General features: G+C 58.8%; 18 protein-coding genes and 1 tRNA gene. 6 read left to right on the top strand and 13 right to left on the bottom strand.

All coding sequences use genetic code 11. The annotated features are described in order from the left end of the window. Nucleotides 1–2: 2 nt before the first annotated feature. Entirely contained in the window at nucleotides 3–398 is a 396-nt protein-coding gene (locus MKZ35_RS05475; protein ID WP_482512187.1) for an HYC_CC_PP family protein, read from the bottom strand. Nucleotides 399–659: 261 nt separating this feature from the next. Here MKZ35_RS05475 and MKZ35_RS05470 point away from each other — a divergent pair, with 261 nt between their 5' ends. Both MKZ35_RS05470 and MKZ35_RS05465 read left to right on the top strand, forming a co-directional pair. Beyond that, complete coding sequence (locus tag MKZ35_RS05470; protein ID WP_482512186.1) at nucleotides 660–1,544, top strand: alpha/beta hydrolase; 885 nt, start codon at nucleotides 660–662, stop codon at nucleotides 1,542–1,544. 127 nt (nucleotides 1,545–1,671) lie between these two features. Continuing rightward, entirely contained in the window at nucleotides 1,672–2,835 is a 1,164-nt protein-coding gene (locus MKZ35_RS05465) for an IS630 family transposase (RefSeq protein ID WP_482511613.1), read from the top strand. 699 nt (nucleotides 2,836–3,534) lie between these two features. Here MKZ35_RS05465 and MKZ35_RS05460 read toward each other — a convergent pair. Next, nucleotides 3,535–3,921, bottom strand: a complete 387-nt coding sequence (locus MKZ35_RS05460; protein WP_482512185.1) for an IS1 family transposase — start codon at nucleotides 3,919–3,921, stop codon at nucleotides 3,535–3,537. A gap of 41 nt (nucleotides 3,922–3,962) precedes the next feature. Between MKZ35_RS05460 and MKZ35_RS05455 the strand changes: the two genes are divergently transcribed. Next, a complete protein-coding gene (locus MKZ35_RS05455) occupies nucleotides 3,963–4,865 on the top strand; it encodes an outer membrane beta-barrel protein (protein WP_482512184.1) in 903 nt (300 codons plus the stop codon). Nucleotides 4,866–5,156: 291 nt separating this feature from the next. Here the strand turns inward: MKZ35_RS05455 and MKZ35_RS05450 are convergent. The 10 genes from MKZ35_RS05450 to MKZ35_RS05405 all read right to left on the bottom strand — a co-directional run bounded on the left by MKZ35_RS05450 (nucleotide 5,157) and on the right by MKZ35_RS05405 (nucleotide 13,268). Further along, nucleotides 5,157–5,244: transfer RNA gene (locus MKZ35_RS05450), tRNA-Ser, on the bottom strand. A gap of 127 nt (nucleotides 5,245–5,371) precedes the next feature. Further along, a complete protein-coding gene (locus MKZ35_RS05445) occupies nucleotides 5,372–5,779 on the bottom strand; it encodes a hypothetical protein (protein ID WP_482512182.1) in 408 nt (135 codons plus the stop codon). Nucleotides 5,780–5,844: 65 nt separating this feature from the next. Then, nucleotides 5,845–6,441: an asparaginase domain-containing protein gene (locus MKZ35_RS05440; RefSeq protein WP_482512180.1), complete on the bottom strand. Its 597-nt coding sequence runs from the start codon at nucleotides 6,439–6,441 to the stop codon at nucleotides 5,845–5,847. 11 nt (nucleotides 6,442–6,452) lie between these two features. Continuing rightward, on the bottom strand, nucleotides 6,453–7,220 hold the full coding sequence (locus tag MKZ35_RS05435; protein WP_482512275.1) for a TatD family hydrolase: 768 nt from the start codon (nucleotides 7,218–7,220) through the stop codon (nucleotides 6,453–6,455). 157 nt (nucleotides 7,221–7,377) lie between these two features. Continuing rightward, the gene (locus MKZ35_RS05430) at nucleotides 7,378–8,481 is read right to left on the bottom strand and encodes a glycosyltransferase (RefSeq protein ID WP_482512179.1); all 1,104 of its coding nucleotides are present in this window, start codon (nucleotides 8,479–8,481) and stop codon (nucleotides 7,378–7,380) included. After that, nucleotides 8,466–8,618, bottom strand: coding sequence for a hypothetical protein (locus tag MKZ35_RS05425; RefSeq protein WP_482512178.1), 153 nt, complete (start codon nucleotides 8,616–8,618; stop codon nucleotides 8,466–8,468). Before MKZ35_RS05425 ends, MKZ35_RS05430 begins: the two co-directional genes overlap by 16 nt. 68 nt (nucleotides 8,619–8,686) lie before the next feature. Continuing rightward, nucleotides 8,687–9,319 carry a polysaccharide deacetylase family protein gene (locus MKZ35_RS05420; protein ID WP_482512177.1) on the bottom strand — a complete coding sequence of 211 codons (633 nt, stop codon included), beginning with the start codon at nucleotides 9,317–9,319 and terminating at the stop codon, nucleotides 8,687–8,689. Between the two features lie 236 nt (nucleotides 9,320–9,555). Next, entirely contained in the window at nucleotides 9,556–10,704 is a 1,149-nt protein-coding gene (locus MKZ35_RS05415; protein WP_482512176.1) for a glycosyltransferase family 4 protein, read from the bottom strand. A 186-nt stretch (nucleotides 10,705–10,890) separates the two neighbouring features. Beyond that, nucleotides 10,891–11,799, bottom strand: coding sequence for an FkbM family methyltransferase (locus MKZ35_RS05410; protein ID WP_482512175.1), 909 nt, complete (start codon nucleotides 11,797–11,799; stop codon nucleotides 10,891–10,893). A 50-nt stretch (nucleotides 11,800–11,849) separates the two neighbouring features. Continuing rightward, entirely contained in the window at nucleotides 11,850–13,268 is a 1,419-nt protein-coding gene (locus tag MKZ35_RS05405) for an oligosaccharide flippase family protein (RefSeq protein WP_482512174.1), read from the bottom strand. A 258-nt stretch (nucleotides 13,269–13,526) separates the two neighbouring features. Between MKZ35_RS05405 and MKZ35_RS05400 the strand changes: the two genes are divergently transcribed. From MKZ35_RS05400 to MKZ35_RS05390, 3 genes are read left to right on the top strand one after another with little or no spacing between them, the layout of a single operon-like run. Further along, nucleotides 13,527–14,642: a GumC domain-containing protein gene (locus tag MKZ35_RS05400; RefSeq protein WP_482512173.1), complete on the top strand. Its 1,116-nt coding sequence runs from the start codon at nucleotides 13,527–13,529 to the stop codon at nucleotides 14,640–14,642. A 31-nt stretch (nucleotides 14,643–14,673) separates the two neighbouring features. Then, nucleotides 14,674–15,825 (top strand): O-antigen ligase family protein, encoded by a 1,152-nt coding sequence (locus tag MKZ35_RS05395; protein ID WP_482512172.1) that lies wholly within the window; start codon nucleotides 14,674–14,676, stop codon nucleotides 15,823–15,825. Between the two features lie 44 nt (nucleotides 15,826–15,869). Continuing rightward, complete coding sequence (locus tag MKZ35_RS05390; protein ID WP_482512171.1) at nucleotides 15,870–16,148, top strand: hypothetical protein; 279 nt, start codon at nucleotides 15,870–15,872, stop codon at nucleotides 16,146–16,148. Between the two features lie 60 nt (nucleotides 16,149–16,208). Here the strand turns inward: MKZ35_RS05390 and MKZ35_RS05385 are convergent, their stop codons facing one another. Beyond that, nucleotides 16,209–17,447, bottom strand: coding sequence for a PP2C family protein-serine/threonine phosphatase (locus MKZ35_RS05385; RefSeq protein WP_482512170.1), 1,239 nt, complete (start codon nucleotides 17,445–17,447; stop codon nucleotides 16,209–16,211). Nucleotides 17,448–17,501: the final 54 nt, after the last annotated feature.

Here is a 17,501-nt window from a genome sequence, read left to right as displayed (position 1 = left end):
AGCTAAATCAGAAAGGCGTGCCCGCGCACGTAGGCGGGGCACTCGGGCGGCGGGGCCGCGTGGGCCAGCAGACAGCTGGCGGGCTCATCAGCCGGGTAGGCGAGCTGGCTAAGCTGCCACACGAGTTGTACCACGGCGGGCGCCGGGGCCACGTCGGGCGCCTGCAGCAGAAAGTGCGTAGCCGTGAGCTGGAGGTCTTTGGTCGCACTGACTACCTTCTGGTCGTGGCAGCAGCCGCAGTCGGGCGTGCCCGTGTCCTGGCAGCAGCAGTGCTTGTCGGCATCGTCCGCCACGGTCACCGCCGTCAGGGCCTGCCCACAGAAGTGCATGCTGTACACCAGCCCAGGGCTGGACAGCAGGTAGCTAAAGAGCAGAAACAGGCTAGCGAAGCGTTTCACGCGGAGTTAAAAGGGACTTTCCCTAAGGTGCCTACAAAATTACGGAGACTGCCAATGGAGAGTTCTACAGAATTCAGCTTAGGAGTTATACAATTTCCAGCCGCTTCCAAAAGGAATCCCTCGCAAGGTCCCGCGCAGCCTAGTGGTGCCGACGCCGGTAGGTTTGGGCCGGGGGGCTTTTTAACGCATAGATTTATACCATAATTCTCCGCGAAGGTGCGCTGTCGCCGCCTAACGGTGCCGAATTAGTTTGCAATGTTTATGGCTGTTTCCTCTTCCTATCAACCCGATATCCTGGGCCCCGACTTCGAGCAGCGCGTGTTGCCGCAGCCGGCCGACTACGAAGGTGCGGTGCAGAGCACGCTCGTCCGGCTCCGGCCCACGGGCCCCGCTACCAAGGCGGTGCTGTACGTGCACGGCTTCAACGATTACTTTTTTCAGCGGGAAATGGCCCTGCGCTACCAGCAGCACGGCTACGGTTTTTACGCCCTCGACCTGCGCAAATACGGTCGCTCCTGGCTCCCCCACCAGCGGCCCAACAACGTGCGTGACCTGCGCGAATACTACGCTGACCTGGACGCGGCGCTGGCCGTGCTGCGGGCCGAAGGCCACACCACTGTTCTGCTCAGCGGCCACTCCACCGGCGGCCTCGTGGCGGCCCTCTACGCGCAGGAAGGGCAAAACCGGTCGGCTATATCGGCGCTGTTTCTCAACAGCCCCTTTCTAGCCATGCACCAAGACTGGGTGAGCAAGCATCTGGGCATTCCGCTGGCCGCCACCGTGGGCCGGTTCGCGCCCAACCTGAAAATTCCCGGTACCCTGCCCACCCACTACGGCGCCAGCCTGCACCAGCAGCACCGGGGCGAGTGGGATTACCATCTGCCCTGGAAGCCCGTGGTGGTGTTTCCCATCACCACCGGGTGGCTGCGCGCCATTCACGCTGGCCACCGGCGCATCCGGCGCGGCCTCGCCCTCGCGCTGCCCGTGCTAGTGCTGCACGCCGACCAGACGGTGCAGGCCCCTGGCTGGAGCGAGGAATACTTCCGCGCCGACGGGGTGCTGAACGTGCGCGACATCCGCACTCTGGCCCCCCGGCTGGGCCACGCGTCACGGTCTACGCCGTTGCGGGCGGGATGCACGACCTGATGCTATCGCGCCAACCCGTACGGGGGCGGGTGTACCAGGGGTTGTTTCGGTGGCTCACGGCCACGCTGGGCTAGTGCTTAGTCAGGGGGATTGGTTAACAAAACAAGCGGGTTAGCGTTGGGAATCTATGGCCCGTCCAATCACTCCCTTTCCCCTGCCGGCTGCTGACCAAGCCGCCCTCGAAAATTTTACGCGCACTGGTCGCCGGTCGGTACGGGCGGTGCGTCGCGCCCAGGCCCTGCTGGCGCTGGCCACCGGTATCGGCCAGCAGGCCGCCGGCCAAGCCGTGGGCTTAAGCCGACAGGCGGTGAGTCAGCTCCGCCGCCGCTACGAAGAAGGCGGCTGGCAAGCCGCCCTCAGTGAAGCGCCACGGAGCGGCGGCCCGCGGCGTTTCGACGGGGCAGACCGGGCCGCTATCACGGCCCTGGCCTGCACCCAGGCCCCGGTGGGGCACAGCCGCTGGACCCTGCGTTTGCTGGCCGACAAAGCCGTGGAACTGGCCCTGGTGGAAACCATTTCCCACGAAACAGTGGCGCAGGTGCTCAAAAACGAATTGCAGCCTCACCGCCAGCAGCACTGGTGCCTGGGGGCGGTGAATGCGGCCTTTGTGGCGCGGATGGAAGACGTGCTGGCCGTCTACGAGCGGGCCCACGATCCACGCTTTCCCGTTGTCTGCTTCGATGAGCGGCCCTGCGTGTTGCACGGCCAGCCCGTCGAGCCGCTGCCGCCTGTGCCGGCCCAACCCGCCCACGACGGCCAGCGCGCCAAAGCCGGCCGGCCCCGGCGCGAAAGCAGCACCTATGTACGCCAGGGCACGGCCTGTTTGCTGGCCGCTTTTGAACCAGCAACCGGCCAGCGCCTGGTCGAGGTTTCCGCCCGCCGGACCGGGGCGGACTACTGCCGTTTTATGCAGCGCCTGGCGGCGGCCTACCCGCAGGCGGAGAAAATCGTGTTAGTGCAGGATAATCTCAACACCCACACCGATGCCGTCTTTTACCAGCACCTGCCCGCCGCGCAGGCCCGCGCCCTGGCCGCGCGCTTCGAGCTCCATTACACGCCCAAAAATGCCTCCTGGCTCAACATGGTCGAACTTGAACTCTCGGCCATTGCCCGCCAGTGTCTCCACCAGCGCATCCCCACCCAGGACGAGCTCACCGCCCACGTGGCCGCTTGTGTAGCCGAGCGAAATGAGCGCCGGGCCACGGTCAACTGGCAGTTTTCCCTCGAAAAAGCCCGCACCAAACTCGGCCGACATTACCAGAAAATTAGGGTGCCTAATTCCCCTGACTAAGCACTAGATTACTGGTTCACCCGTCGGCTGACGCCCGCCCAACGACAACCGTTGCATCCGATAGCGGCAGCAACGCCAAAACCACTGGTCGCTTATCGTCCCGCTTCCAATTAGCCTACTCTTCCTTCTTACCCGTATTTCGCTGTTCATGACTGCCCCCACCGCTAGCTGCACTTCCCGAAGGTTTCTTTGTCATGGGTTGCTGGCGCTTCTCAATAGGCTACTGCTCAGTAGCCTTTATTTGGCGGTGGATTCGTCGGATGGTAACTACAAGTGAAGCATGAGCACGGCGTAGGTATCCCTTTTGCTGTTGGGAACAATCTTGAGGCTGTTGCAGAACTCGGTGCGACAACTCCCCATGAGGTATCCGCGAGCCAAAGCAATACGAAAATGGCCACTAAACGGGCCGGTTACACGGGTTTAGTAGTTAGGCTACGCTATTTCTTAGCCGTTGGGAGAGTTCTGCAACAGCCACCAACGATTGAAATAGGTGACAGTGCGCCGTAACACTTAGTGAACAGGCGTAGCTGTTGCAGTCCGTACAGTAGCTTGCCCATTCACTGGCAACGTAAGCCTAGAACAACCAAAAAGCGGAGTCAAGGAGCCTTCCAGATCAGGTATGGTGGGCTTAGGCGGTGCCCAAAGCACCAGTAAGCATTCTGCAACAGCCACGTGGCCTTATCGGACCTTGGCGGTGGTCTAAGTTGTGGTGAATCGGCGATTATGCGCGTCAATGCAGCACTGGATGCGCCGCTGATGCATGGTCAGGCACTTGCTGAAGGAACAGGATTTGCGCACCAATACCCCGCAGCGCTGGCGCAAGGAGCAGTTGATGGCCTCCACGATGCTGGTGTGCCCGCTACCTTTGACGCTGGGGTGGTGCGTGGCTTCGGACAACATCGTGGCGTAGGCCTCCCATTCATCAGTGTAGTAAGTTGCGTGCTGCCGATAGGCAGCGGGCAAGGCAAGCCACAACGCCTGCGCGGGTTTCGCCCCCCGGCAGCCCAGCACCCAGGCCACGATGCGCCGCGAGGCCCGCGCCGCGGCCAGCCAGCGCCAGACTTTGCGCTTTCGACGGGCCCACAAACGTCCACATCTCATCCCGTTCGGGCATTACGGTGCTGCAGGTGGCGGCCAATCCCTACGTGGCCATTCTCGGCCCGGCCAAGTCGGCCTCGGCCCGCCTCACGCTCACGCAGGCCTTCAATTCCTTGGGCACCTACCTGGCCCCGCTGCTGGGCAGCGCGCTTATCCTGAGCCAGCTGCCCAAAACGGTGGACGCCACCAGCGCCGCCCGCATCGACGTGACGGCCGTGCAGGTGCCCTACCTGATTATCGGCACGGTGCTGCTGCTCATTAGCAGGGGCACAACTGCTGTCTATTCAACTGTCCCGGATGATGTCACGAGCTACATTGGATTCAGGGTTGGCTACAGTTACTATCAGATGTGGGGCAGTGAGGCTGAAACGCGGACGACACCCTTTACCTACCAGCACTCGGCTGGCGTGGTCATGGTGCATGATGCAAAGCTGCCCGTTCACTGGTTTACCACCGGACTCGTATATCGCCAGCGCCTAATGAAGCCCCTATCTTTTCAGACGGAACTGAACTATGTACGCCAAGGCGGCAATTTCACGGCCACCCCTATCCCTGGGTTCGTGCTCAACGATACGGATTACACGATTGACTATATACAGATTCCTGCACTGCTGAACTTACAGGCCTTTCGGGTAGGTCCTCTTACTATGCACATAGAAGGCGGGATGGCGCTAAACATAGTTGCAAAGGCCCCGTGCCTTGAGGCATCCAAACTGAATACCGCCAATGCATTTAGTAGCCCCCATGTGCTTTTGGCCACAGTAGTTGGCGCAGAATTGGCATGGCATCATCGCGAGGCACTATATCTGCTCAACATCCGCTACACGAACGATTTAGATAACTACTACCAGCGGCATTACTATTTTACGCACTATTATCATCTGCGCAGCGCTGGGTTCACTGTTACGACAGGCCGCCTTATCGGTCGGTAGTAACCCCACAGTAGCATAAGCCAGCCTCCGAGCCCGTAAAGGCTTATTCTGCTGTCAACAAAGCCTCCTCTCTCCTTAGTCACACAAAACCCCACATTCCTTAGAGGATGCGGGGTTTTTATTATTTAGGTAGAGCTGGCAACTACTTGCCCAACGGGTAAAACAAAAATAAGTAGCTACGATGAAGCTACAGCTGATTTTATCCTACGATCAATGGGATTAAAAACTCTGTCCCAAGAACTATCTATGAAAAATAAAACCCTGTCTACAAACCGTAAACAGGGTTTTTAGCAGAGAGGATGGGATTCGAACCCACGATGACCTTTTGAGCCATACACACTTTCCAGGCGTGCTCCTTCGACCACTCGGACACCTCTCTGAATGGGAAAGCGGTGGCAAAGTAACGCCCCTTTTTCCGCAAACGCAAGCCAAGCGCCTAATGTAACTTCAACCGAAGGACAGCGCAGCTAAGCTTAGGCTTTGGGCGACGCCATTCTTGGGGGAAGTTACACTGGCGTGATTTCGCCGCGCAGGTTGCTGGTAAGCAGTCGGATGGTTTCTGGGGGGCTTTTTTTCTGGCCAAGCACAAACATGAGCTTGGTGATGGCGGCCTCAGTGGTGATGTCGTCGCCGCTGAGCACGCCGCGGGCCAGCAGGGAAGCGCTGGTTTCGTAGCGGCCCTGCTCCACCCGGCCTTCTTCGCACTGGCTGACGTTCAGGACATGGATACCGCGGGCATGGGCGGTTTCGATGCAGCGCAGAAACCAAGGCTGAGTGGGCGCATTGCCCGAGCCGTAGGTTTCGAGAATACAGCCGCGCAGGCCTTCTACGCCCAGAATAGCGCCCACCACTTTTTCGGTGATGCCGGGGAAAAGCTTCAGAATGGCTACGCTTTCGTCGAGGTGGGTGTGCACGTGCAGAGGCGTTGTGGGCAGGGGGCGAATAATAGCATCGTTGAAGTCGAGCTTGATACCGGCCTTTACCAGGGGGGCAAATTTTCGCTTTTGAAGGCGGCAAAATGCTGGCTTTCCACCTTTTTGGCTCGGGTGCCGCGCAACAGTAAGGTGTTGAAGAACAGACTGACTTCGGGCACGCGGGCCGAGCCATCGGGGTGGCGGGCGGCGGCAATGTCGAGGGCCGTGATGAAGTTGCGGCGCGCATCAGTGCGGATGCGGCCTACGGGCACCTGCGCGCCAGTAAAAACTACGGGCTTGGCCAGATTTTCAAGCAAATAGCTCAGCGCGGAGGCCGAGTAGGCCATGGTATCGGTGCCGTGCAGCACCACGAAGCCGTCGTATTGATCATATTGGTCGCGGATGATGGTAGCCATGAGCGCCCAGTCGGCCACGGTCACGTTGGACGAGTCGATGGGGTGCGGCAGGCTCAGCACCGACACGCGCATACGCAGGTGGCGCAGCTCGGGCATCAGCTTGCTGACCTGGCGGAAACGCATGGGAGCCAGCTCGCCACGCTTATTGTAGGCCATGCCCACCGTGCCGCCCGTGTACAGCACCAAGATGGAAGCGCTAACCTGGCCATCGTGCGCGGCGGTTTGAATATCAACGATCGGAAACAAAGCGGAAGGGACTATAAGTTGAACAGGGCCTGCGCGTTGCGCGTGGTAGCGGCGGCCACTTCTTCCACGTCTTTGTGCAGCAACTCGGCTACGCGCCGGGCTATCAGGGGCAGATAGCCGGGCTCGTTGCGCTTACCGCGGTGAGGCACCGGCGCCAGGTAGGGGCAGTCGGTTTCCAGCAACAGATGCTCTAACGCCATATTGGGCAGGACCTTGTCGGAGCCGCCATTTTTAAATGTTGCCACGCCGCCGATTCCCAGCTTAAAGCCCAGCTTGATAGCGCGCTCCGCCTCTTCCTTCGTGCCCGAAAAGCAGTGAAAAACGCCCCCCAGACTACCATCCTGCGCTTCCTCGATGAGGTCGGCGGTTTCGGTGAAAGCCTCGCGGGTATGTAGCACGAGGGGCAGCTTAAACTTTTTGGCTAGCCCAATCTGGACGCGCAACGCTTCCTGCTGCTGGGCAAAGAAGGTTTTGTCCCAGTGCAAATCAAGGCCGCACTCCCCTACCGCCGCAAACGGACGCTTGCCCAGCCAATCCTCCACCTGGTATAGCTCCTTCTCGAAATGCTTGCCCACCGAGCATGGGTGCAAACCCATCATGGCGAAGCACTGGCGCGGGAAGCGGGCCTCGGTTTCGAGCATTGCATCGACGCTGGTATGGTCGATGTTGGGCATAACGATGGTGGTGACGCCGGCCTTGAAGGCGCGGTGCAGGGTGGCGTCACGGTCGCCTTTGAATTGCTCGGAATAAATATGCGCGTGCGAATCGGTCAGGTGCATGGGGTGGAATGCGGGTGGTAAAGAAAGCAAAGGTAGGGCGTAGGGGCACCTTGCAGGCGCCCGTCGTTAGCTAAACGCTGACCCCCGGTTGTTTGGGTGCTTGGATGGAGGCAATTACGAGTGGCATCGTTCAACGACGGGCGACTGCAAGGCGCCCCTACGAATAGGTACGCCCTTTCCAGTCGAAGCGCCGGCCCAGCAACCGAAACCCGATCAGACTCACCGTGAGCCAAACGGTATAAAGCTCGAAAGCCGGCAGCAGCTCTACAGGCGCGCGCAGCCCAACACGCCGGAAGATAATGGCAGCTAATAACCCCTGGGCCAGCATTTTGCCCCCCAGCACAGCCAGCGCCGGGCCGGGTCCGGCTACCCACGCCAAGGCAAGCACGCCCAGGTAAAAGTTGCCGTAGATGAGCAAGCCCATCTTCAGACCCCAGGGCAAGGCCTCCACGCCGCGCATCCAACGACGGCGCTGGTGGAGCAAGCCCAAGGGTGTGGCGATAGGCAGGGAAAGGGCCAGAACTTCGGGGCGAAATACATTGCCGAAGCCGAAGCCGCGCTTCACGATGGCCTTGAACAGCTCAAAATCCTCGGTTACTGAAAAAGGCAGCGCTTCGTAGCCGCCAGTGGCTTCGTAGGCTTCGCGGGTGACCAGCATGTTGTTGCCCATGGCCGTCACAGGCTTTCCCAAGTCGGTTACTACCTGCACCAGACTCAGCGACAGCAGCCAATCCAGGCCCTGAAGCCGGTCGAAAAGCCGGGGGCCGCGCACAATGGTGAGGCCCGTAACCGTGCCGATACCCGGCCGAACATACGCCAGCAGCCCCTGCAGCCAGGTGCGGGGCACGGCAATATCGGCGTCGGTGATGAAGAAAAAGTCGGTGGTAGCGGCGCGGGTAAGGTGGGCCAGCACATTAGCCTTGCCGCGCGCCGACCCCAAGGTATCGGTAATGGAAATACATTGAAAATGCCCCCCATAGCCCTGCATCACCTCTTGCGCCTGGGCACGCGTGCGGTCAGTGGAGCCATCATCGCCAAGCAACACTTCCACCAATTCAGTGGGATAATCCAGCGCCCGAATAGCGCTCAGGCAGCGCCCAATAGCGGCTTCCTCATTGCGGGCGGCAATCAGGATGCTGACTCGCGGCCGGGGCTCCGCTAAGGGTGCAGGCACGACGCCGCGCCGCCGCGCGAACAGCAGGGTAGAAACCAGCATTACCCCAAACCAAGTCGCAAAATACCCTGTCAGCAGCGCCAGCATGAAGTGGTGAAGTGGTGAAGTGGTGAAGTGGTGAAATGGTGAGTAGTGAGGTGGTGAGTAGTGAGGTGGTGAGTAGTGAGGTGGTGAGTAGTGAGGTGGTGAGTAGTGAGGTGGTGAGTTTGACGTTCTAGCTGCACTAGTAACACTGTATGCGCCTTGAGAACGTCAATCAAACTCACCATTTCACCACTCACCATTTCACCATTTAAAAAGAGGCGAAGGTAAAGCCCTGCTCCGCAAAATGCGCCAGGTAGCGCGGCAGCACATAGCGCAAGTTGCGGCTGGCCTTTTGGCTGTCGTGAAACACGATAATATCACCGGGGCGCGTGGCGGCAATAGATTGACGCAGGCAACGCTCAGCCGGCAGGTTTCGGTTGTAGTCCTGGGTTAGCACCGACCACATAATCAGGCGGTACTGGGGGCGCAGGTGGCGCAGCAGCGGCCAGGTAAGCCGACCGTAGGGCGGGCGCAACAGGGGCTGCTTTTCAGCTGGCAGCAAGCGTAGCTTCGTCAGCACTTCCTGGCACTGGGCTACGTCCTGCAGAAAGGTGGCGCGGGAGTGAGCCCAGGCGCTCAGATGGTGGTGGGTGTGGTTGGCGAGGCGGTGGCCTTCAGCTACAGCGCGCTGGGCGATGCTAGAGTAGCGTTGAACATTGTCGCCCACGCAGAAAAAGGTAGCGCTGGCTTGGTATTCAGCAAGTTGGTCGAGAACCCAAGGCGTTTCTTCGGGAATGGGGCCGTCGTCGAAAGTAAGGTACAAGATGCGCTCCGCCGTCGGATGCTGCCATTCGCAACCGGGAAATAACGAGTGTAGAAGGGCGGGCGGGCGAGTGAGCATAGCGTTTTAGTTGTTGTGGCGGGGCCTCACCCCCCGGCCCCCTCTCCCAAAAGAGGGGGAGCCAAGTGCTCAACCTACGAAGCCCCAGCTTAGGCTGAGACTTCTACCGCTTTCTTTGTAGCGGAGAGTCCGCCCTAAGGCGGGCGGCAGAACGAATCGTCAGTCTCCCCCTCTTTTTAGGAGAGGGGGCCGGGGGTGAGGCCCCAGTTGAACGATACGAATAAGCAAAGACCCATTCACCGCTTCGCTACCTCCTCTAAACAAGTCCACAACTGCTCGGCGCTGCGCTCCCAGGAAAAACGCTGCACGTTTTCCAGGCCACGCGCTACCAGGCGCTGCCGCAGCTCAGGGTTCGTGTCGAGCTGTTCTAGGGCTTCGCAGATGTCAGCCACATCGAAAGGATTGACCAGCAGCGCGCTTTCGGGGCCGGCTACTTCAGGCATGGAGCTAACGTTCGATGTAATAACGGGGCAGCCGCTGGCCTGCGCCTCGACGATGGGAATTCCAAAGCCCTCAAAGTAAGGCACATAAGCACAGCCGCGGGCGGCGGCATACAGCTGCACTAGTTCCGCGTCGCTGACGCGCCCGGTGAGCCGGATGGCCTCGCGGTGGCGCATCTGCTGGTACACCTCGAAGATGGGGCCCGATTTCCAGGCTTGCCGCCCCACAATGAGCAGCCGTGTAGCGGAGCCCGTCCGGGTTTTGAAGGCATCGAAAGCGCGCAGCAGATTGACCAGGTTTTTGCGCGGCTGCAAGGCCCCGACAAACAGAATATAGGGCTGACTTTGGCTGAACCTGGCCCGGGTAACAACCTGCTCGGCAGGAGCCTGGGGGGCAAAATTGTCCCCCGGCGCATTATAAATCACCCTGATGCGGTCGGGGGCGAGGCCGTAGGTTTGCATCAAATCCTGCTTGGTTGCCTCCGACACGGCTACTACCCGCGCCGAGGCGCACACGAAGCGGGGCATAAAAAAGTGGTAATAGCGGCGCACCAGCCAGCCGACATCCTGCGGGAAATGCTCGAAGGCCAGATCGTGCACTACGGTTACGCGGGGCACAGAGGTAGCAAGCGTGGTAAAGCCATCGGTGCTCAGAAATACGGCCGGCTGGTGGCGACGGAGCCACGCGGCCACGGCCCCTTCAAACCAAGCCACAAAAAGCAGCGGATGGCGGGCCGGCGGCGACAATACGTGCGGCACTACATTGGCGGCAAACACATAGCGCGCGTCGTAGGGCCGGTCGAACAGGAAATGGAACGTGTGCTCCGGATGCCGCCGCACCAGCCGACTCAGCGTCTCGAAGGTAAAGCGCCCGATGCCCTCCAGCGCGTCGCCCGGCAACAGAAAGCGGGTATTTATGGCTATGTGCAGGGAACTGGGGGGCATTTTTGGGAAATAAGCAAGGGAATACAAAATTTAGCGCACCCTAATTCGAAAACCGCCCGAACAGTGTAGGGACGCGTATTCGTGTCTCAATCGTCGCAGTCGTTGGTTAGGTGAACTACTCGAACGGTGCAGTATCTATTGTTCAACGATTAGACGCGAATACGCGTCTCTACACCTGAACGTGCGTTACTTCACGAACACAAAATTATCGGAGTCAATCTGCTCCGCTTGCAGATAGGCGTCGAGGTCAGCGCAGACGATAAGCTGCCCATCCGCACTGATGCGGTGCGACTGGTAGCCTAGCTCGCGAAGCAAGGCCGCCGCTTGCTGGTGCCCGGTATTATGTCGCTTGGGCTCCAGATACTCCAGCACCACGGCCGGCGCGGCGCGCTCCAGCAGCTTTACGGCGCCTCTAATTACCTTTAGCTCTGCTCCTTCCACATCTATTTTCAGTATGGCAGGCACCTGGCCGGAACGAGCAAAAAACGCATCAAACGTGACGGCTGGTACGGTGATTTTGGTTGGCTTAAACTCTTTGAACCACTGCTCCCCTTCAAACTGAGTTACATCCAGCGAGTTGAACTCGTTGTACAGAATGGGAAACTCGTAGAAGGAAATGCTTTCCTGCTGGTCAGAAACGGCGCAGTGGTTGGCTTGCACTACGGCGGAAGCAGCCACGTTTTGGGCCAGCACGGCGTGAGTCGTGGCTGAGGCCTCGAAGGAAACCACCTGCCCATTTGGGCCAACCAACCGAGCTGCCAGCAGCGAGAAATACCCAAAGTGCGCGCCCACGTCAGCGAATACGTCGCCGGGCTGAAGGCGCTGAATCAGGAAGCGAGCTAAGCGAATTTCCGAGTCGTGAGACTTACCGCCAGTGAGGTAGATGTCGGTGCCGGCGGGCAACACCACCATCATGGGGGTGCCAAAGAAAGTGTCGGCTTGCTTCATCACGCCCTTTTTGGTGGCGCGGTAGCGCAATAGCCGAAAGCCAACCGCGTACAAATAGCGGCCCGGCGCCCGGAGCAGTCGCCGCAGCTTGGAGGCCGTAGCCAACTGCTCTACGCGCGCTAGCTGGTGCAGCAAATCGGTATTCATAGAAACAAATCAAATACAATAGAACAAATAGCCGGGAGGTAGCAGTGACTTCACGGAGCGTTGGGGGGCAATTTTGCGCCGCCTCCGGGCCGCAGAAACGACTTTAGCTCGGCCAGGGGCACCAGGCCCAGCGCCACGCTGAGCACCCCAAAGCCCAGGGTTGCCACCAGGCTTTCCGGCAGCCAATGCAGCGCCAGCGTTTGCTGCAAACCGTACCAACCCGCGCACAGCAGCAAAAAGCCCCCCAGCAGCTTCCCCAGCAGCCGCCACGGCACGGCCACGCCCGCCCGGTACTGCACCAGCCACACGTAGCCGCCCGACACCAGCACGGCGCAACCGAGCGTATTCAGGGCCGCGGCTACGGCTCCGAAGCGGGGCAGCAGCACCAGGTTCAGGCCTACATTGAGGGCCAGGCTCAGGGCAACCAGCCAACTTACCGTTTTCACGTAGTGCGTACTGTTGAGCAGAGAGCTGTAGATGGCAAAGAACCCATGCACGAGCACATTCAGGAATAATATCTTGAGGCACAGAGTCATGCGGGCCAGCTCGGCGGGGGTGCTGTGGGTAAACTGCCAAAATAGCACTTCGCCCCGAAACAAAACGAAGGCACAGGCCAGCAGCAACGGCAGCGTAACAATGCGCTGTCCAAACCAGAGTAGCTCGCGCTGCTCCGACCGGCTGTGCAAAACGGCCGCAAAGCGCGCAAAAAATAAGGGCATAATGGTCCAGACGTACATCATCACGGCATCGACCCAGCGGTAGGCACCGGCGTAGTAGCTGGCCTCGGCCGGCGAGGCCAGTCGTTCCAGCATCACCATATCTACCCGCTCGTTGGCCCCGTAGAGCAGCGTAATCAGGGCAAAGGGCAAGGTTTCGCGGAGCACCATGCGCGCGTGGCCCCAGTGCCAGCGGTAGCGCACCCGCCCGAACAGGCGCACCATGAGCCCATACAGCAAAACTGCGGCAAAGGCAGCAGCAGCAAACCGCATCCACACGTAGCCCGAAAGGGATAGGCCGCTGGGCAACAACGCCAGCACCAAGCCCAGCAGCAACACTTTTTCCAGCACCGATAACACCGCGTCGGTATTAAAGTGCTGGTGGGCCTGCAATGTCCCCCGCAGAAACTGCCCGTACTGCGTGAGCAGCAAGGCCGCCCCGATAATTGCCAGCAACGTAAGCTGCCCGCCCTGGTAGCCCACCACCCAGCCCAACACCAGCAAAGCGCCCAACGCCAGAAAGTTAAGGGCGGCGCGCAGGGGCAGAATAGTAGGAAAATAGGTGGCCAGATAGGCCGGTGCAGCTGCTACTCGCTTCACCGTGTAGTGCGTCAGGCCCACATCGGAGAAGGTGGCCACGATAATGGTGAGCGACGACAAGGCCGTGAAGGTGCCAAACGCTACGTGCCCGAGCTGGTTCTGCACCAGGTTTTCAACGAATACCCATCCCGGCTTTACCAGGAGGTTGAGCAATACGGCAAAGCTGATGTTTCCGAGAAACCGTTTGATGCAGATAAGGCTGAGTGAGGAACAAAACTACACAAAGGTAGCTGCGCACTCCAAGGTCCGTCTATGGCCCTGGCCCATTAAGCAATAAATCAGAAAGCAGATCGGTTTAGGCCGCAATTGTGATTAGGGACGGACTAACTCTGAGGCAATTCGAGTAGCTTTGCCCCGTTTTGGCCCCTGTAGCAAGTCGTTCTGGGGTTAATTTGCCTTCCAACTTACTTTATGTCATCCCGTTCTTATTCGCTTTTGGGTTTGTGGCCCGTTATACATCGATGGCGCAATCTGGTTCTGACAGCCGTTCTTCTGGCGCTGGTAGTAAGTGCCGCAGTAGCCTGGCTGCTGCCCAACATCTACCGCTCCACCGCGGTTTTTTATCCGACCAATCCTGAAACCACCGACCCCGACCGCATTGTAAAAGAAGGCGGCCGGCTGCAGTTGGGGGGCCGGGCCGAAGACCTGGACCGCATCATCACCATCGGCCAGTCGCAGCCGGTAGCGGCTTTGATTGTCAAGCGCTTCGACCTGTACGAGCGCTACGGCGTGGGGCAGCCCGGTACCGAAAAGGCCGATCAAGCTGTGCTCGACGAGTATAATAACAACCTGACGATTGTTCACAACGACCGCGACGCAATTGAGCTCACATTTCAGGACGAAGACAAGATACAGGCCGCAAACATCGCGAATGCGTTGGTTCAGGTTATCGACTCCATCAATCAGCGCCTGACGCTGGAAAACCGGGGCAGCATCATCGACCTTTACCAAAACCAAACTCAGTTTTTGGAAACGCAATACGCGCAAGTGCGCGATAGTCTGCAACAGGCCCGCCGGCGCTATGGCATCTTCGGCAGCCTGGGTTCGCAAAACGAAACGGGCTATGAATCGCGCTACCTGGCCAAGGAGCTTGCCGAAACCGAGACTGAGCTACGCCGTGCCGAGGGCGAATTAGCGGCCGGGGGCGGTTCGGCCGCGCGGGTAGCCGGTCTGCGGCGGGCCGTCCGCGGCCTCACCGAAACGGCGGGGGGCAATGTTATCAATTTGGAGAGCTACCTGGCAGGCGCGGATCTTGTCACCACGCTTTACGCTCGTTTCGAAGATGTACAGAGACGGCTTATCACAGCGCGGGCTACTTACGAAGATGCTCGTTTGGCTATTAGCGGCAAGATCTCGTCTATTTATGTCGTTCAGAAGGCCTACCCTGCTATCCGCAAAGCCAAGCCGGTGCGCTCCCTTATCGTCATCTCCTCGGTGCTTATCACCTTCGTGCTGTCCGTGATTTTTATCACCCTTTTGGAGCTTTATCGGGGCAATTTGAATTTGGGTGGACCGGTAAAGCAGTAAACGAACTATGCTTTTCGTTTCAAGCTAAGTTATGGAGGGCAAACCTTCTTATTCTACTTCCGACTCGGCTATTTCTAAAGCCGACCGCCGGATATTTCTGGCGTTTGTAACAGTCATTCTGGTCGCCGGAGTATGCGCACTGGTTTCTGATACGCCGCTATGGCTGGCCTTGCCGCTGGCCGCCCTGGGTCTTGCGGTTCTGGTGGTCGATTGGCGCTGGGTGTACTATGTGCTCTTGTTCACGCTGGCTTTTTCTATGGAGATTCCGCTGCCCGGCGGCCTGAGCATGGACGTGCCCACCGAGCCGCTGATGCTGGTGCTGCTGGCCTGCTTTGGAGTAAATATGCTCCTGGGCCGTAGCACGGTAGAGAGTCGGTTTTGGGTGCATCCGCTGGTAATTATCATGGGGCAGGCCCTGCTTTGGGCCGCGGTCGTCACCCTGTTCTCGGTCGATACCACTAAGTCTATCAAGTACTTGCTGGCCAAGACCTGGTATATCGTGCCGTTCGTGTTCGTGACGCTGGCCGTCGTGCGCCGGCCCGCTGACGTGTGGCGAGTAGCGGCGTGCCACGTTGCCGGGGCGTGCATTACATTTCTTTACGCCTTTGCGCGGCACGCCGGATATGGCTTTTCCTTCGATGGAATAAACCCCGCGCTTCTCCCCTTTTATAAAAACCACGTTGCCTACGCGGCTACACTGTCCATGCTGATTCCGTATGCGCTATACGCCGCCCGGCAGCCCAATTTGGGCCCGCTGTGGCGCTGGCTGTGGCGGGCAGCGTTTGGCATGCTATTGCTGGGAGTAGTGCTGTCTTACACCCGCGCGTCGATGGCGGCGCTGCCGTTGGCGGTCGGCTTCTACTTTGTCATTCGCTGGCGGCTGACGCGGTTGGCGCTTGCCGGCGCAGCTCTGGCCGCAGCGGCGGGCGCCTTCTATTTTGTAAGTCAGAATAACTACATGCTCTATGCGCCCGACTACGAGAAGACCGTATTCTACGGCGACGACTTCGGCAAGCATATGCAAGCCACTTATAACCTGGAAGATATGTCGGGCATGGAGCGGGTGTACCGCTGGGTAGCGGCAGCCCGCATGATCAGCGACCGTCCCATTACGGGCAGCGGCCCCAACACTTTTACCCCGAATACAAGAAATACACGGTCACCAGCTTTCGAACCTACGTAAGCCGCAACCCCGAGCAGTCTACCACCCACAACTATTTCCTGCTCATGCTGGCCGAGCAGGGTATTCCAGGGTTCCTGCTTTTCGCTATTCTGGTAGCTACGGCCTTAATTATGGTGGAGCGCCTCTACCACCGCAGTCAATCGGCCGAGCATAGGCGTGTGGTGCTAGCCGCCGGCTTATCGCTCTTTATTATCATCACTCATTTGCTGCTCAATGAGCTGGTGGAAGTCGACAAAGTTGGCTCCTTCTTTTACATCGCCCTTGCCCTGCTAATGCGGGCGGAAGGCTGGATCAAAGACGAGAATGTAGCACTTGAGCAATAAGACACTCCATAAAAAAGCCCCCCAGTGAGTATGCTGGGGGCTTTTTTATGGAGTATTGGCTTACTTAAACCGGCAACTCAGAATAGTGACGTCGTCGGCGAAGGAGTTACCGTTTTCATTGAAAGCTTCGATTTCTCTGAGAACTTCCTGATGCAATACCTTCAGCGGCAGGTAGCGGGCATGTCGTAGGAACTCAATTACCCCTTCCTCGCCATATTCCTCACCGGCGGCATTAAATACTTCCGTCAGGCCATCGGTGTAGGTAAGCAGCAGAGAGCGGGGCGGCACCGTGAGCGACTGCACGTGCAGAAAAGGCAGCTCCTCGAAAATACCCAGCATGGTCGTGCCTTCCGATAATAGCTGGTGGGGGCCTGAATCGGGCAGCAGAATAGCAGCGTTGTGGCCGGCACTCACGTATTGCAGCTCGCGGGTAGCACGATTATAAATGCCGAAGAAAGCCGTGATAAACTTCTCCGACACGGCATTGCGATAAATCAGATTATTCAGCTCCGATACTACCGTGGCGAGGTCGGCCTGCTGGCGCAGCAGCGTACGCAGCCCCGCCTGGAAGTTCGACATAAGCAAAGAGGCCGGTACTCCCTTACCCGATACGTCAGCGACGCAGAACAGAAACCGGTTCGCATCAATGTTCACCACATCATAATAATCGCCCCCTATGGCCGTGTGGGGCACATAGCTGGCGCACACGGCCACGCCGGCGTCGTTGGGAAGCTGACGCGGGAAGAGCATGGTCTGCACTTCCTGGGCAATCTCGATTTCCTTACGCATGGCCGCCGACTCGATACGCTGCTTGGCCAGGCGGCGGTTCTGAATAGCGCCCACCAGAATGTTGCTGAGGGTTTCCAGAAACTTGGTGGCCTCTTCGCTGACGTAGTCGGCATGCACGTTGCCGATGAGCACATAAGCGAGCACCTCGCCGTTGTTCACGACCGGAATTACGGTTTCCAGGTTTTGCCATTCCGCACCTAGCTTTAGGGCAGGCACCGGGCAAGAAGTATTGGTGCAATTATTACTAATGGCCTCCGGCAGTGGAATGCGCCGAAAATCCGATAGATCGGACCCAAACGATACCATGCAGGCCCACTCCCCTTCCTCCTTCACATACAGTACCAGCCGACGAATATTGAGCTGTCCGAGTAGGGTAAACTGGAAGATTTTATAGAGCGCGTCTTCCGTGGGGTCGTGATTGATTGCCTGGGTAATCTCCAGCAGTGCATTCAGTTCCCGCTCCCGTAAGAAGAGCTTTTTTTCCGGCGACATGGCCTGCAGAGTAGGCATGGAATTAAGTAGTGTATTGTGGAGTGCACGTAGTCTAAAGGCAATAGCCCGAAG

This window comes from Hymenobacter sp. R533113, assembly GCF_056835965.1.
Note: the sequence above shows the minus strand (reverse complement) of the source record. Positions and strands in the feature narration are given on the sequence as shown.